We start from the raw sequence: 14754 nt of genomic DNA, 5'->3' as shown, positions 1-14754 counted from the left end.
GCTTAAGGCGCTTCCGCCGGAACCACCTCCAGCCGCTGCCGCTCGATCCCGCGCAGAACCGCCAGGATCGCCCTGTCGCCGATCGGCCACTCCGCCAGAAATCGGTGGAGATCATCGACACTCATGACGATCCGCTCGTTGATCGAAAGAATCAGATCCCCTTCGCGAAGGCCGGCCCGCGCGCCCGGTCCGCCCGGCTCCACGGAGATCACCTCCACGGCATGGGACTGATTTAAGTGGAGGGCCCGTGTCAGCCGTCGGTCCAGCGGTCGTTGCTGGCCGCCGATCGCCAGGAGGCCGCGCCGGACGCGGCCGTGCCGGAGCAGCTGCGGGATGACCCACTTCGCAGTGTCGATCGGGACGGAAAAACTGATCCCCTGCGCCATCCGGATGATCGCGGTATTGACCCCGATCACACGGCCGCGCGAATCGACCAGCGGTCCGCCGGAATTGCCCGGATTGAGCGGAACGTCGGTCTGGATGATCTCTTCAATTAAACGCCCGCTCACGCCGCGCAACGATCTTCCCAGGGCGCTGACAACCCCGGTCGAAACGGTCGATTGGAATCCCAATGGGTTCCCGATGGCGATGACAAGCTGGCCAACCCGCAGCGAACGGGAGTCGCCGAAAGAGGCATAAGGGAGGCCGAAGGCATCGATCCGGATCACCGCCAGATCGGTCGAGGGGTCCTCGCCGACAAGGGTCGCCCCAAATTGACGGCCGTCGGTCATCATCACCTCCAACCGGCTTGCCGTATGGACCACATGGCTGTTGGTCAAGATATAACCGTCCGGCGTGAAGATCACCCCGGAGCCGGCCCCGGTCATCTCCAATTTCAGTCCGCGCGCCGATCCGCCGATCATCACGCTCACCACGGCGGGTCCGACCCCATCGACGACGTTGATCACCGCCCGCGAATAGGCATCGAGCAGCTCCAGATCGGAGCGCTCCATCGGATCGGCGGCCGGGTTCCCGGCGCCGGCGACAGGGTGCGGCCCTTTTCCATCCTTCTCTCTCACCGTTCCATCCTCGGTTGTTTCATGTTCGGCGGCGACAATTTCTTCTGTCTCAATCATCATATCCTCCTTCTTCTGAAGGGGTCAATGTGAAGCGCTCTTAACGTTTGGAATTTACGGCGCGCTTTGCGGGTTCATCTCCCAGATCAAGAGCTCCGCGCCGGAGGCTGGATCGGCCGTGACGGCGGGTGTCCCGGCGGCGGTCAGCCGGACCGCATCCCCTTTTTCGAGCCTCCCCGCCCCTTCCAACGCAACCGCTCCCTTTGGAACAAAGAGGTGAAGATAGGGGGCCTCCGGAAGGCGGACCGACTCTCCCGGTTTGAGCCTCCCTCCCCAGAGGACCGCTCCCTTTTGGCGGATCTGAATGGCCGCCTGATGTCCTTTTCCAGATGCGATCGGGACCAGCCCGCCGCGATCGAGCTCGCGATTGATGTCGAGCTGTTCATACGATGGATCGATCGCTTCGGTGTCGGGAAAAACCCACATCTGAACAAGATGGACTTCTTTATCGCCGCTCGGGTTCATCTCCGAGTGCCAAATCCCCCGCCCCGCGCTCATCCGCTGCGCCAGCCCCGGATAGATGATCCCGGCATTTCCGAGGGTGTCTTTGTGTTCCAATTCCCCGTCGAGCACCCAGGTAACGATCTCCATGTCCTGATGCGGATGGGTCTGAAAGCCGGTGCCGGGCCGGACGATGTCGTCGTTATTGACCAAGAGCAGCCCATGGTGGGTGTTCTTCGGATCGTAATGATGGCCGAAGCTGAAGCTGTGGCGAGACTCCAGCCAGGGGATCTCGGTCTGAAACCGCTCTTTGCTCCGTCGAATATCGATGTTCGTTCGAATCATTTTTTCCCTCCTTTGGGGGCGGGAGGTGTCGCATCCTTGCCTCCTGCTCCCGTTTGGATCTCTCCTTCCGATCCCTTCCCCAATTTTTTGCAGAGCCGGCCGAGCGCCTTCTGTTCGGTCTCGGTCAACACCTGCATCTCCCGGACCAGGGCCTCCAGATGTTTCGGAAAGATCTTCTGTATCAGTTGCCGTCCCTCCTTGGTCAGATGGAGGGTGATAAATCGGCGATCTTCTCCCCGCTCCCGCCGGACGAGCCCCCTTCGCTCCAGATTGTCGACGACCATCGTAATATTGCCGCCGCTTCGGAGGAGTTTCCTCCCCAGCTCGCTCTGGCAGAGCGGTCCGAGATGAAACAACACCTCCAGGGCGCCGAACTGGCCGGGGCTGAGCCCGGCGGAAGAGAGGATCGGGCTCAAGCGGGAGGTGAGCGAATCGGCCGCCCGCATCAATTTGATAAAGGTGTCGAGGGCGGTGACTTCTTCCCGTGTTCCGCGATAGTGTGTTCCCATGAACCGCCAGACCAGTATTTTAAATTTGAATCATTTAATATTAAAGTATTAATGAATATAAATCGCCCCGTTCCGGTTGTCAAGGGGGGAGGCCGCTTCACGATATTTAGTGTTTAGAATGTATGAGGGCGACCCGATGGGTCGCCCAAGGGGGGAAGGGCAAGTCACCGCCTCATTTAGATCCCCGCTTTGATTTCAGCAAAAAGCCGCTCCGCCCGCCTGAGATCGTCCGAGGAAAAGGCCTTTCCTCCAAACCGCGCCTCGCAATAAAGCGCGGTCAACTTTCGGACGGCGTCAATCGGCCATCCTTCTTTTCCTCTGACTGTCTCGATAAATTCCAGCGGCGTTTGATCTTCCCGTTTCCGAAGGCCCCGCTTCTCCAACAGCCGAAGCATCCGCTCGTAGACCACCGTCGCCCCGCGCTTCGGCGATTTTCTTCGGATCGATCCGCCCCATCCCCATCCGCTTCGGTAAAGAAGCGCCATCAAGACGACCACGGCCCCTCCCAAGACGAGGGCGAGGACCGGAACGTTCTCGATCGATTGCCGGGCGCGGAAGAGCCACACGCCGATCCCTTCCGAAAAACGGCCCACCTGATCGCGCGTCCCCTCCAGAAGGGCGAACTGATCGCGGAGAGAATACCGGACGATATACCGCTCCCACTTCATCTGCATCCAATCGACATACGCCGCCATCGCCGTCCAGGGGCTCTCGACTTTTTGGCCGACCGACGGCGTCGGATCGAAAGGGAGCCACCGTCCCCCCGAAAAATAAACCTCCACCCAGGCGTGGGCGTCGCTCTGGCGAATCAGATAATACTTTCCGAATTCATTCCACTCCCCCGGCAAAAATCCGGTGACCAATCGGGAGGCGATCCCGATGCTTCGAAGCATCATCACCATCGCCGAAGCGTAATATTCGCAATAGCCTTTCTTTTGGAAAAAGAGAAAATCCTCCAGCGGGGGGCGATCCGACGGGGCCACTTCCAGCGTGTAGGTATACTCCGTCCGAAGATGACGCTCGATCGCCTGCACCTTCTCGAAAACCGTCGGGAAGGGATCGGCGATCTCGTGCGCCAACGCCACGATGCGCGGATCGATTCCGCCGGAGAGATAATATTCCCGAACGTCGGAAGGGTAATCGATCCGCGCGGCCGATTGGTCTCTCTCGGAGGGCAACGCGTGGACCGCCGTGATCTCATATTCGATCCGCTGGCGGGGAACCGCCGGAAGGTAGAAGCTCCCCGGCTGATCCCGCAACAAGGAGGGAAAATTTCCCCGAACGGCCGTCGGCGATCCGACGGTAAAAAGAACGGTGGTGTCGATCGGCTCCAGGAGAATCGTCTTCTGAAAAGGATCGGAGGGGGAAGACTCCGGACCGATTTCGAATCCGCGATCGAAGCCCTTCGGAAGCGCGGTCTTCCGATTGAACGTGTTCTTCCAGGCCTTCCCGTCATAGGCGTCGAACGACATCCCGCGCAGATAGGGGGGCCGATCTTTCTGCCCGCCGGAAGGGATCACCCGCATCACCAGGGAGAGGTCCCGTATCACCGCCCCCATCGAGCCGAGGTCGACCTTCTCGGAAAATCCCGAAATTTTCTTGGGGGAGGCCTGCCCCGTCTGAAAGAGACCGATCCCGATCCGGGGGATGAGAAAAAAGATCAGCAGCGTCGGCAGCAGCGCTCCGACCGAGAGGAGATGAATCGACATCATCAGAGGGAAAGGAACGACCGACCGGAAGGAGCGGGCCGGCATGGCCGGAAGGCGCGACTCTTCTTGCTTCTTCAAGTGTTGGACGACCAGCCCCCAGATCAGCAGCGCGGTCGAAACGACGAAAGAGAGGGCATATCCGAACCCGCTCCCCGCTCCGGAGGCGGCGAGGAGCTGCAAAAAACAGATTAGATAAAGCTGGAGATGGTCTTTCGATTTTTCAAGATGGAAGAGGCGATAGGCCATCAGATAGACAAGAAAATGCATACAGGCCGCGAGAAGCGCCCCGGAGAGCCAGAGGTCGACCAGAAAGATCAGGCAGAAGAGGACCGAGGCTCCCCACCAGAAAAAGGGAGAGAGCCTCACCGGACGGTCGGTCAGAATGAAATAGAGCGACGCCAGAATAAGCCCCAGCCCCGCCCCGCTCCAGGCCCATCCAAATTGGTTGTTGATGATTAGCGCCGAGAAGCAGGCGAGCGCCGTCAAATGGCTCAGCAGCCGGGCCCCTTTATCAAACGGCATCGACCCGCTCCTCTCCGGAATCGATCCCGACAACCACCTCATCGGAGATCGCCGCCACCTCCCCCTCCTCCCATTCGATCCGGATGACCCCCCTTCCGTCCGCCCCCGCGATCGGCATCGGCGCCGGTACCGGCGGAATCGGCTCGGTTAATGCGAGGAGCTTGAAGATCCGGTCGAGATGGGCCGGCCCCTCCCCCGGCGCGACGGTTTGATCGGCCGTCTGAATGGAGACCTTCATTCCGGCCTGGATCATCGCCGATGCGAGGGAAGCGGCCGTTTCGACCGCCCGCTCGAACCGCGCTTCCCATCCATCGGTCCGCCCGGCGGGAATCTGATTGTTCAAGACCAAGAGGACCCCGCTCCCCTCTTCCCGCTCTCGCTCTTTGATGATCCATCGTCCTTGCCGGGCCGAGAGCTTCCAGTGGATCAGCCGGCAGTCGTCCCCCCGCTGATACTCCCTAAATTGATGAAAGGCCGCCGCCTGTCCGTTCCGCTGCGAAGAAATGTCCACCGCCCCGGAGGAAGCGGGAAGGATCGGCCGCTCCGCCGGCCGCGTCTTGGGGTAGACCCACAGCTCCACCGGCTCCCGTTTCGCCGCCGTCTTGACGAAGAACCCAAAGGGAAAAGTGGTCGAAAGGGTGATCCCCTCCAGCCGATAACATCCTCTTTTCGAAAAGGTCATCCGCAACGGCTGAGACCCGGTCGATTGGGGATCCAGGGAGATAAAGTGGGCCGCTTCGGAGGTATACCTCCCCTCCGGCAGGTCGGCGCCCGGCACCGGATCGACGCGGAGCGAGAAGGAGGGAAACCGGCTCTTCTCGTTTCGAAGCCGCACGAGGAGGGAGACCGGCTCGCCCGGAAGGGCGGGGGGGGGCGGATCGGCGGAGAAGGTCAGCCAACGAAGCGATTGTTCGGAGAGAAGCCCGGAGACGATAATGATGCTGAGCATCAGCGCGACAAGAAGATAGAGGAGGTTGTTGCCGGTATTGATCGCGGCAAACCCGATGCCGAAGGTCAGCGCGATAAAATACCACCCCTCTTTGGTCGGCCGGATGGTCCGTGGAAGGTATCTGAAAACGGCAAGGCGGGAAGACATGGCGCGCTCCGTCCGCGAATCAGAGCGGCACCGGAATCGCCCCGAGGATCTCCGTCATCACCGCATCGGCCCCGTGAAGGGCCTGTCCGGGAGAGAATCCTTTCAGGAGAATCCGATGGCTGAAAACCAGGGGGGCCAGCCGTTTGATGTCGTCGGGAAGGCAGTAGCCGCGCCCCTCGACAAAGGCAAGGGCCCGCGCCGCCCGTTGCAGAAAGAGGGCGCCCCGCGTGCTGATCCCCAGCGAGAGCCCGCGATGGTCCCGCGTCGCATGGACAATCGCCAAGAGATAATCGACGAGGCTCTCTTCCAGGGTCACCTGCTCCGCCTCTTTTTGGAGAGAGAGCAATTCGTCCCGCGTCAGGACCGGCTTCACGATTCCGGAGGAAGCGGCGGCTTGCAGCAGGATCGCTCTTTCATCCGATCCGTCCGGATAACCGAGACGGATCCGCATCGTGAATCGGTCGAGCTGCGATTCCGGAAGAGGGTAGGTTCCTTGGTGATCGGCCGGGTTCTGCGTCGCGATGACCATGAACGGATCGGGGAGCGAATAGGTCTGGTTCTCCACCGTGACATGGCCGTCGTTCATCGCCTCCAGCAAAGCGCTTTGCGTCTTGGGAGTGGTCCGGTTGATCTCATCGGCCAGCAGGATGTGGGCAAAGATCGGGCCGGGACGGAACTCGAAGGTATTCTTCTTCGAATCGAAGATCGGCACGCCGAGGATGTCGGAGGGGAGGAGATCACTGGTGAACTGGACCCGCTTGAAGGTGCAGTCGATGGAGCGGGCCAGGCTCGCCGCCAGGGTGGTTTTGCCGACGCCGGGGACATCTTCGATCAAAAGATGGCCCCGGCTGAGCAGGGTGACCACCGCCATCTTGACCGCCTCCGTCTTTCCCTTGATGGCCTGTTCGATATTCTGCCGGAGGGCGAGAACCTGTTCGCGCGATTCCATGTCGAAGAGTGTAACAAAGGGGGTTCGGTGCGTCAATGAAGGGAAGAGGACATCGAACACCGCTCCTGGATCACGACAGGAATCGTAAGACGATCACATTGCCCCCTCTTACGTGAATATGCTAATATCCCCTTTTGTTATGTCTTGGAGCGGGAATGATCTGGGTCGGGTTGACGGGGGGGATCGCAAGCGGAAAAAGCACCGTGTCGCGCCTTTTTCGAGAGGCGGGGGCCTTTGTCATCGATGCGGATGAAATCGCCCACGCCGTTATCCGTAAGGGAGCGCCCGCTTACGCCGGCGTCGTCGAGGCCTTCGGGGCCGCCATTCTTGACAAAAAAGGGGAGATCGACCGGAAGCGCCTCGGAGAGATCGTCTTTAACGATGCGCGCCGGCGTGAGCGATTGAATCAACTCGTCCATCCGCACGTCTACGCGCAGGCGGAGAAGGAGAAGACGGCGATTGCCGCCGCCCATCCCGAAGCGGTCATCCTCTTCGATGTTCCCCTCTTGATCGAGACCGGGGCCCATCGGGAGATGGATCTGGTTATCGTCGTTTATGTCGACCGCGCCACCCAAATCGACCGGTTGATCCAACGCGACGGCCTTACCCGGAAGGAAGCCGAGCGTCGGATCGACGCCCAGATGCCGCTGGATGAAAAGCGCCGATTTGCAGATGAGATCATCGATACCCGCGTGCCGTTGCCGGGGGTCGAAGGGGCGGTCCGATCGCTCTATCAACGGCTGCATGATCGGGCAAGCGCCAAGCGAATTTCTTGACTTCTTTATCCACCGCCGATAAAATGTCGGCAGTTCAGGAGGGAAACAGATTGGGCCGACAGATCACGAAAGCCGTTATTCCCGCAGCGGGGTTGGGAACGCGATTCCTCCCGGCGACGAAGGCATCCCCCAAGGAGATGCTTCCTTTGGTCGACAAGCCGCTGATCCAATATGTTGTCGAAGAAGCGGTGGGGGCCGGCATCCGCGAGATCATCATCATTACCGGGCGCGGCAAACGGGCGATTGAAGATCACTTCGACATCTCGTTCGAGCTGGAGGAGACCCTGCGCCAGAACGGCAAGCTGGAGCTGATGGAAAGCCTGAGAAAAATTTCCGACATGGCCGACTTCTGCTACATCCGGCAGCGGCAGGCGCTCGGGCTCGGACATGCCATTCTCAGCGCGAAGAATCTGATCGGCGATGAGCCCTTCGCCGTCCTGCTGGGAGACGACATCATCGATCATCCTACTTCCGCCCTGCAGCAGATGATCGACCTCTATCAGAAAAATCAGGCGCCGTTGATCGGCATCCAAAAAGTTCCCAAGTCGGAAGTCCGCCAATACGGGGTGATCGACGCTGAAGCCGCCGTCGATGGGCTTTACAAAATTAACGATCTGGTCGAAAAACCGTCTCCCAAGGAAGCCCCGTCCAACCTCGCCGTGATCGGACGCTACATTCTGACCCCCGAAATCTTTGAGCTGCTGGAGAAAACAAAACCGGGGAAGAACAATGAGATCCAATTGACCGACGCCCTCAAAGAATTGGCCCGGCTGCGGAATATGTATGGATATGTCATCCAGGGGAAACGCTTCGACGCCGGTGACAAACTTGGATTTCTCAAGGCGACGGTCGAAATGGGGCTGAAAAACCCCGAGTTGGGAAAAGAGTTTCGGAAATATTTGAAAGACCTCCCCCTCTAAACCGGCCTGCTCCACCGTAAAGACCCCGCTTGCAGAGTCCCACCAACCTGTGTAAAATGACCAGACGATCCTGGTCTGCTTGGTTTCAGCTTAAGAGATCAAGGCAAGATCGATCTCTTTCGTTTTCCCGAGAGATCGACCCTGTCATCCGAACCAACGTTAGGAGTTCCCCGTGTCTTTGAAGGATCAAGAGAAACAGAAACCGGATATCCCCGAGAAGCTTCCCCTTCTCCCCGTCCGGGACATCGTCGTCTTCCCCCATATGGTTCTTCCCCTTTTCGTCGGCCGCGAGATTTCAATCAAGGCGATTGAAGAAGCGCTGGCCGGAAACCGGATGGTCTTTCTGGCGGCGCAGAGGTCGTCGGAAGTAGAATCCCCTGAGCCGGATGATATTTATACCATCGGCTCGGTCGGGACGATCATGCGGATGCTGAAGCTTCCCGACGGACGGGTCAAGATCCTGGTCCAGGGGATCGCCAAAGCACGGATTACTTCGTTCGAGCAAACCACCCCCTATCATACGGTTCGGATCGAGAAGTTGACCGATCCGTCCGCCGAGAGCGGTCTCGAGGTTGAAGCGGCGGTCCGGACGGTCAAGGAATTGATGGGCAAGGTCGTCGCCTTCGGGAAATTCACCGTTCCCGACATCATCTCCGTGATCGAAAACCTCGACGACCCGGGGCGTCTGGCCGACATGATCGCTTCGAATCTCGGATTGAAGGTCGAAACGGCGCAGGAGGTGCTCGAGATTCTCGATCCCGTGAAGCGCCTTGGGAAGATCAGCGACCTTTTGGCCAAAGAGGTCGATGTCCTGACGATGCAGCAGAAGATCCAGGCCGAGGCCAAAGGGGAGATGGACAAGACGCAGCGCGAATACTTCTTGCGCGAGCAGCTGAAGGCGATCCAGAAGGAGCTGGGGGAATCGGATGAGAGGGCCGAAGAGGTCCAGGAATTCCGGAACAAAATCGAAGAGGCGGCGATGCCGGAGAAGGTCGCCAAAGAGGCGGAACGGCAGTTGAAGCGCCTTGAGAAGATGCACCCCGACTCCGCCGAGGCCTCCACGGTTCGAACCTATCTCGAATGGCTCGTGGAGTTGCCGTGGAATGTGGCGACCAAAGATAACCTGAACTTGATTGCGGCCAAAAAGACCCTCGATGAGGATCATTACGACCTGGAGCGGGTGAAGGACCGGATCCTGGAATATCTCGCCGTCCGCAAGATGAATGAGAAGATGAAGGGGCCGATCCTCTGCTTCTTGGGGCCCCCGGGGGTCGGGAAGACCTCTCTCGGCAAATCGATCGCTCGCGCCCTGGGACGCGAGTTTGTCCGGGTCTCGCTCGGCGGGATTCGGGACGAAGCGGAGATCCGCGGACACCGCCGGACTTACGTCGGCTCGCTTCCGGGCCGAATCATCCAGGGGATCAAACAGGCCGGGACGAACAACCCGGTCTTCATGATGGACGAAATCGACAAGGTCGGCATGGACTTCCGGGGAGATCCCTCGGCCGCCCTGCTGGAGGTCTTGGACCCGGAGCAAAATCATAGCTTCTCCGATCACTACCTCGGCGTCCCGTTCGATCTCTCGAACGTCATGTTTATCATGACCGCCAACCAGATCGATCCGATTCCGGCGCCGCTGCGCGACCGGATGGAGATCATCGACATCTCCGGATATACCACCGAGGAGAAGGTCGGCATCGCCCGGAATTACCTGATCCCGCGCCAGCTTTCGGAGCATGGGGTCAAGACAGGCAAAGTGGCCTTCACCGACGCGGCGCTCGATCTGATGATCATGCAGTACACCCGCGAGGCGGGGGTTCGCAATCTGGAGCGGGAGATCGCCAACGTCCTCCGGAAAATCGCGCGCAAGCTGGCGGAGGGAAAAGAGAAGCGATTCAAGATCACCCCTTCCAACGTCAACCAATATCTCGGCATTCCGAAATTCCTTCCCGAAGCGGAGCAGGAAAACGATGAGGTCGGCGTGGCGACCGGGCTCGCCTGGACCCCGACCGGCGGCGATATCATTCGAATCGAAGCGACCTTGATGAAGGGGAAGGGAGGGCTGACCCTCACCGGGCATCTGGGGGATGTGATGAAAGAGTCGGCCCATGCGGCCCTCTCCTACATTCGATCGAAGGAGAAGGAGCTTGGGATCAAGAGCGACCTCTTCGCCAAGAGCGATATCCATATTCATGTCCCGGCCGGGGCGATTCCGAAAGACGGACCTTCCGCCGGCATCACGATGGCGACGGCGCTCGCCTCGCTCCTTACCGGAAAAGCGGTCCGCCGGGATGTGGCGATGACCGGAGAGGTGACGCTGCGGGGCCGGGTCCTCCCGATCGGCGGCCTGAAAGAAAAGATCTTGGCCGCCAAACGGGCCGGCATGAAGACGGTGGTCCTTCCGAAGCGGAACGAAAAAGATCTGGAGGAGGTCCCCCGCCACGTGCAGCGAGGACTCGATCTGGTCTTCGCCGAGCACATGGATGCGGTTCTGTCGGCGGCCTTCAACATGAGGAAGACCCCCTCCGTCATGGCCAAGACGATTACAAAAACCCAACGGGAAAAACAGCGAAAGCGGGCGCGAATCGCTTCTACGGTCGCGACGGTTTAAACATCGGCTCGGCGCCCCGCGTCCAGCCCGGAACAGGACATGGACCTCCGTCAACTTGGTGAGTTCGGTCTCATCGACAGGATTCAAAAGCGCTTTCCCCCTCCCGCTTCAACCGTTCTCGGCATCGGCGACGATGCCGCGGCGATCCTCCCCTCCAAGAAACAGCACCTTCTTCTCACCACCGATACGCTGATCGAAGGGGTTCATTTCGACCCCGCCTTCTCGACCTTTCAAGAGGTCGGCTATAAATCGGTGATGGTCAATATCAGCGACATTGCGGCGATGGGGGGAACCCCCCGTTATATACTGATTTCACTCGGCCTGACCGGCCGCCAGACGGTCGAAGCGATCGACCAACTCTACAAGGGGATCGAAAGAGCAAGCCGCGAAACGGGGCTCGATCTGATCGGCGGAAACATCGCCTTTTCCACCGGACCGTTTTTTATCTCCCCGACCGTGGTCGGCGAAGTTCCCAAAAAGGAGATGGTTACCCGGGCCGGCGCGGAAGTGGGAGATCCCCTCTACGTCACCGGAACGCTGGGGGACGCCGCGGCGGGGCTGGCCTTATTGAAAAAAGGGATCGACACGAAGCCCTTCGGCCGGCTGACTCGGCGCTATCGCGCGCCGCAGGCCCGCTGGCAAGAGGGGTGTCTTTTGGCAAAGGCCCGGATTCCGTCGGCGATGATCGATCTGTCGGACGGGTTGAGCTCCGATCTCGGTCATCTGATGGAACGGAGCGGGCTTGGGGCGGAGATCGACGCCGCGCGAATCCCCCTCTCCCCTCCCCTCCGACGGGCCGCTTTACAAATAGGGGTTGATTCGATAGAGTATGCTTTAAATGGGGGCGAAGATTACGAGCTCCTTTTTTCGGTCCCGGAGCGGAAACTCAAGAAGCTGGAGCTGATGATAAAAACCGGGTTGATCAAAGCATACCGAATCGGTAAAATGGCGCCCCGGCGGACCGGTTTGAAGCTGATCGATCCGAGCGGACGCCGCCGGTCCATTGCTCCAGGGGGGTGGGACCACTTAAAGAAAGGCGAAAAGGGATAAGATGGGCTTGATGGCAAAGGTGAAGGAGCAGATGCGGCGGGTGTTGGGATTGAACGACACCCCGCATCGGACCGCGCTCGCCTTCGGGCTCGGCGTCTTCATCGCCTTTTCCCCCCTGCTCGGCCTTCACTTTATCTTGGCGATCGTTTCGGCGTGGCTCTTCCGTCTCAATCGGGTCGCCATTCTCGTCGGCGCCTTCGTCAACAATCCCTGGACCTTCACCCCGATCACCCTCTCTTCCACCTGGTTCGGGATCGAGCTTTGCTGTAAGACAGATGAAATTCCCCCGATCAGCTTCGAGAATCTGACCTTCTCGTCGATGGGGACACAGCTTAAATCGTACTTCTTCCCGTTCGTGCTTGGATCGACCCTATTGGGAGTGGCTTTTGGGGTGGTTTCTTATTTCGCGATGCTCTGGATGATCGCGCAATATCGGAAGGTGAAAAAACCCGAATCGATCGAGTCTTCCCCCTCTTTATGACATGACGATGGACAAGCAATTCGATCAGTTCCGCGCCTCCCTTCTCTATTGCAACAAATGCGGCCGCGCCATGCCGGTGCGCGAGCGGCTCCTGCTGGTCCTCCCCGACGGAGAGCTCTACGATTACCTCTGCCAGGGATGCGGCAGCTCCCTCGGCTCCAAAACCGAGCGGGCCACCGGCCCGAAGGTTTCCCCCGCAAAGATGCAGGCCCCGCCCCCAGGTCAACAAAGAAGCGCTCCCAAGAGAAAGCGTTAAGCGCCCCGATTCACAGCATGACAGGCGAGGGGCTCAAGATGGCAGAGAGGCTTTCTTCCGTCCTTGCAAACCTGAGAGGAGGAGCAATCCGCCTATAATCAGGAAGGTTGCGGTCAGACGGAGGTGGGCCCTCGGGTTGGGGTCGGTTTCCGGGTGGAGAATCAAACCGGCCAATCGATACGTCCAGAATCCGATGGTAAAGAGGGCGGAGGAGATGAGGAGGTTGTAGTCTCTACGGTCGGCTTTGCCTCCCTTGATCCCCATCCAGATGAGAAATCCCCCGATCAAGATCGAGACGATGCAGGTGAACAGGGTGATGAACCGGTTGGGATCGGTCTCCCACTTCAGAGAAAGAATATAAAGCCGGAATCCCCACGAAGGAAGGATCAGAATCCCCGACACGATTAACAGGGTACGGACTTTCTTGGTCATCTTTGATGATTCTCCAAAATTGATCTGTAGGGGCGTGATTGATCACGCCCACCCGAAGGCGCAATGAATGGCGCCCTTCAAAATACAAAACACCTTGGGGCGCTCTCCCACGTTACCAACGGACAATCTCTCCGCCATCAAACACCTGACCGCTCCGGGCCTGCCGAACGTTGATGAAGATGTTGTTCTCCAGAATCCCCACCCGCTGGGCGATGCTGGCGGCGACGCACTTCAACATCTTCTCGATTGTCTCGGGCGGGTTGAAATCAGGGACCAGCAGATCGACGAGAAGGGGATGGGACTCTTTCGGCTGATTCGGTGCGGTCAGGCCGCCCGCCGCGTAGTGCCACGACTCAAGATATTCCCATGTGACCGTGACATGCGCGATCTCGATCCCCACCTGTTCCGAAAAATCCCGGCTCACCGCCGCCAAGAGGGAGGACATCTCCAGGTCTTCCTCAAAGGGAAGCGATTTGATGTGGATGAACGGCATGGTCGTTTCCAGTGGGATAATCCGGACCGGATCTCGCTTATTAGGAATTCTCTAAATTCAAATTGCCGTCGATGTATTTGAGATTAAACTTGATCAGGTCGATCTGCCAGCGGGCGCCTCTTTTTTCCAGATGGAAATCATAACTGCCGACGAATATCCGGGTGTTCCGGCCGGTTTTGTTCGGAAGATAGTGCATCGCGATTCCATAACAGAAGGCGGTCGCTTCTTTATCGGTGACCCTGACGATGAAATTCCCCGATTGATGATGAATCGCCTTGAGCGGCTTCAGCCCTTTTTTCCAAATGTCGGCAATCTCCTTCGGCGTCATCATCGCCGGCTCGCCCCCGGTCAAGGAGGTTATATCGAAGCGGACCCGCGGCGCAAAACATTTTTTCACCCAAACCCAGTCCCGCTGATCGGTCCCAATGAAGAGGCCGTTGATGGTCTCGATGATCTTTTCTTTTTCAAGAAGGGTTTGTAGGTCGTCCTGCATTGCCTAACTTCTCATTAGTGTGTGGCTCAACCTTAAATGAGTTCGCTATTACGAAGTTCGATCCCATGATCAGCACCTGAGGTGAACCGGATATTGGTCTCCCTTCTAACGTAGTCGTTACAATGCCGCACTCTGATAAGGTTGGAAGAATCCCATTAACAAGGGTCAGAGGTCCAGCTAACAAGAGGCCGGAACCTGTTCTGAGAATTTCCGCCGCATCAAAACTTGTATTCGAGTACTGATTTATCGAACGCCAGCCTTTAGTGAGATCGGAAACTATTTCGGAGAGTCTTGCAACCAAGACTTCCGCATCCGTCGTGGCAGAAGAGATATAGATGCTTCGCCATTCCTCAAGGTAATCCATCAGTAAGGGGTGATCATCATATACTGCTAAACTTTGGAACTCTTCAGCATAGAATGAAGATTCTTGCTTACCATTGAAATGGATACGGCACAGATTAGAGTCAGAAACAACAACATCCCAAAGTAGTTTGTCGCCGGACAATTCTTCCGGAGGCACCCAACGAGAATTTTTCGGGCAGACTATCCACAAATCACTTCTCCTCCAGCTCCTAGAGTTCCATCTGGTTTCCCT

16 protein-coding genes are annotated in these 14754 nt (G+C 58.5%); 6 read left to right on the top strand and 10 right to left on the bottom strand.

Annotated features, from left to right (window positions below):
- Nucleotides 1–2: 2 nt before the first annotated feature.
- From MCM46_10315 to MCM46_10290, 6 genes are all read right to left on the bottom strand, one after another.
- On the bottom strand, nucleotides 3–1076 hold the full coding sequence (locus MCM46_10315) for a trypsin-like peptidase domain-containing protein (protein ID MCG3112200.1): 1074 nt from the start codon (nucleotides 1074–1076) through the stop codon (nucleotides 3–5).
- Between the two features lie 54 nt (nucleotides 1077–1130).
- Complete coding sequence (locus MCM46_10310; protein ID MCG3112199.1) at nucleotides 1131–1862, bottom strand: pirin family protein; 732 nt, start codon at nucleotides 1860–1862, stop codon at nucleotides 1131–1133.
- Nucleotides 1859–2371: a MarR family transcriptional regulator gene (locus MCM46_10305; protein ID MCG3112198.1), complete on the bottom strand. Its 513-nt coding sequence runs from the start codon at nucleotides 2369–2371 to the stop codon at nucleotides 1859–1861. The genes MCM46_10310 and MCM46_10305 overlap by 4 nt, the downstream gene beginning before the upstream one ends.
- A 176-nt stretch (nucleotides 2372–2547) precedes the next feature.
- Nucleotides 2548–4602: a DUF3488 and transglutaminase-like domain-containing protein gene (locus MCM46_10300; protein MCG3112197.1), complete on the bottom strand. Its 2055-nt coding sequence runs from the start codon at nucleotides 4600–4602 to the stop codon at nucleotides 2548–2550.
- Nucleotides 4592–5698: a DUF58 domain-containing protein gene (locus tag MCM46_10295; protein MCG3112196.1), complete on the bottom strand. Its 1107-nt coding sequence runs from the start codon at nucleotides 5696–5698 to the stop codon at nucleotides 4592–4594. Before MCM46_10295 ends, MCM46_10300 begins: the two co-directional genes overlap by 11 nt.
- Before the next feature lie 19 nt (nucleotides 5699–5717).
- Nucleotides 5718–6707 carry a MoxR family ATPase gene (locus MCM46_10290; protein MCG3112195.1) on the bottom strand — a complete coding sequence of 330 codons (990 nt, stop codon included), beginning with the start codon at nucleotides 6705–6707 and terminating at the stop codon, nucleotides 5718–5720.
- 95 nt (nucleotides 6708–6802) lie between these two features.
- On the opposite strand from MCM46_10290, the gene coaE reads away from it, so the two are divergent.
- The 6 genes from coaE (at nucleotide 6803) to MCM46_10260 (ending at nucleotide 12741) form a co-directional block, all read left to right on the top strand.
- Entirely contained in the window at nucleotides 6803–7423 is a 621-nt protein-coding gene (gene coaE, locus MCM46_10285) for a dephospho-CoA kinase (protein ID MCG3112194.1), read from the top strand.
- Between the two features lie 50 nt (nucleotides 7424–7473).
- Nucleotides 7474–8343 (top strand): UTP--glucose-1-phosphate uridylyltransferase GalU, encoded by an 870-nt coding sequence (galU, locus tag MCM46_10280; protein ID MCG3112193.1) that lies wholly within the window; start codon nucleotides 7474–7476, stop codon nucleotides 8341–8343.
- 172 nt (nucleotides 8344–8515) lie between these two features.
- Nucleotides 8516–10954 (top strand): endopeptidase La, encoded by a 2439-nt coding sequence (gene lon, locus MCM46_10275; GenBank protein ID MCG3112192.1) that lies wholly within the window; start codon nucleotides 8516–8518, stop codon nucleotides 10952–10954.
- Between the two features lie 39 nt (nucleotides 10955–10993).
- Entirely contained in the window at nucleotides 10994–12004 is a 1011-nt protein-coding gene (gene thiL / locus MCM46_10270; GenBank protein MCG3112191.1) for a thiamine-phosphate kinase, read from the top strand.
- Nucleotides 12005–12014: 10 nt separating this feature from the next.
- Nucleotides 12015–12485, top strand: a complete 471-nt coding sequence (locus tag MCM46_10265) for a DUF2062 domain-containing protein (GenBank protein ID MCG3112190.1) — start codon at nucleotides 12015–12017, stop codon at nucleotides 12483–12485.
- Between the two features lie 7 nt (nucleotides 12486–12492).
- Complete coding sequence (locus MCM46_10260) at nucleotides 12493–12741, top strand: hypothetical protein (protein ID MCG3112189.1); 249 nt, start codon at nucleotides 12493–12495, stop codon at nucleotides 12739–12741.
- Between the two features lie 33 nt (nucleotides 12742–12774).
- On the opposite strand, the gene MCM46_10255 is transcribed toward MCM46_10260, so the two are convergent.
- The 4 genes from MCM46_10255 to MCM46_10240 all read right to left on the bottom strand — a co-directional run bounded on the left by MCM46_10255 (nucleotide 12775) and on the right by MCM46_10240 (nucleotide 14712).
- Nucleotides 12775–13173, bottom strand: a complete 399-nt coding sequence (locus MCM46_10255) for a hypothetical protein (protein ID MCG3112188.1) — start codon at nucleotides 13171–13173, stop codon at nucleotides 12775–12777.
- Between the two features lie 112 nt (nucleotides 13174–13285).
- Entirely contained in the window at nucleotides 13286–13666 is a 381-nt protein-coding gene (locus MCM46_10250; protein ID MCG3112187.1) for a hypothetical protein, read from the bottom strand.
- A 40-nt stretch (nucleotides 13667–13706) separates the two neighbouring features.
- Entirely contained in the window at nucleotides 13707–14159 is a 453-nt protein-coding gene (locus tag MCM46_10245; protein MCG3112186.1) for a nuclear transport factor 2 family protein, read from the bottom strand.
- Complete coding sequence (locus MCM46_10240) at nucleotides 14131–14712, bottom strand: hypothetical protein (protein ID MCG3112185.1); 582 nt, start codon at nucleotides 14710–14712, stop codon at nucleotides 14131–14133. The genes MCM46_10245 and MCM46_10240 overlap by 29 nt, the downstream gene beginning before the upstream one ends.
- Nucleotides 14713–14754: the final 42 nt, after the last annotated feature.

The organism is Candidatus Manganitrophus morganii, assembly GCA_021651055.1.
In the GTDB taxonomy this organism is placed as follows: Bacteria; Nitrospirota; Nitrospiria; order SBBL01; family Manganitrophaceae; genus Manganitrophus; species Manganitrophus morganii.
This window is presented reverse-complemented; position numbering and strand designations above follow the sequence as displayed.

Excerpts from the sequence above, each read along its gene's own strand:
- MCM46_10250 (MCG3112187.1), bottom strand. The coding sequence starts at position 13,666 with ATGCCGTTCATCCACATCAAATCGCTTCCCTTTGAGGAAGACCTGGAG.
- MCM46_10255 (MCG3112188.1), bottom strand. The coding sequence starts at position 13,173 with ATGACCAAGAAAGTCCGTACCCTGTTAATCGTGTCGGGGATTCTGATC.
- MCM46_10265 (MCG3112190.1), top strand. The coding sequence starts at position 12,015 with ATGGCAAAGGTGAAGGAGCAGATGCGGCGGGTGTTGGGATTGAACGAC.
- thiL (MCG3112191.1), top strand. The coding sequence starts at position 10,994 with ATGGACCTCCGTCAACTTGGTGAGTTCGGTCTCATCGACAGGATTCAA.
- MCM46_10305 (MCG3112198.1), bottom strand. The coding sequence starts at position 2,371 with ATGGGAACACACTATCGCGGAACACGGGAAGAAGTCACCGCCCTCGAC.
- MCM46_10295 (MCG3112196.1), bottom strand. The coding sequence starts at position 5,698 with ATGTCTTCCCGCCTTGCCGTTTTCAGATACCTTCCACGGACCATCCGG.
- MCM46_10260 (MCG3112189.1), top strand. The coding sequence starts at position 12,493 with ATGGACAAGCAATTCGATCAGTTCCGCGCCTCCCTTCTCTATTGCAAC.
- MCM46_10315 (MCG3112200.1), bottom strand. The coding sequence starts at position 1,076 with ATGATTGAGACAGAAGAAATTGTCGCCGCCGAACATGAAACAACCGAG.
- MCM46_10245 (MCG3112186.1), bottom strand. The coding sequence starts at position 14,159 with ATGCAGGACGACCTACAAACCCTTCTTGAAAAAGAAAAGATCATCGAG.
- coaE (MCG3112194.1), top strand. The coding sequence starts at position 6,803 with ATGATCTGGGTCGGGTTGACGGGGGGGATCGCAAGCGGAAAAAGCACC.
- MCM46_10300 (MCG3112197.1), bottom strand. The coding sequence starts at position 4,602 with ATGCCGTTTGATAAAGGGGCCCGGCTGCTGAGCCATTTGACGGCGCTC.
- MCM46_10310 (MCG3112199.1), bottom strand. The coding sequence starts at position 1,862 with ATGATTCGAACGAACATCGATATTCGACGGAGCAAAGAGCGGTTTCAG.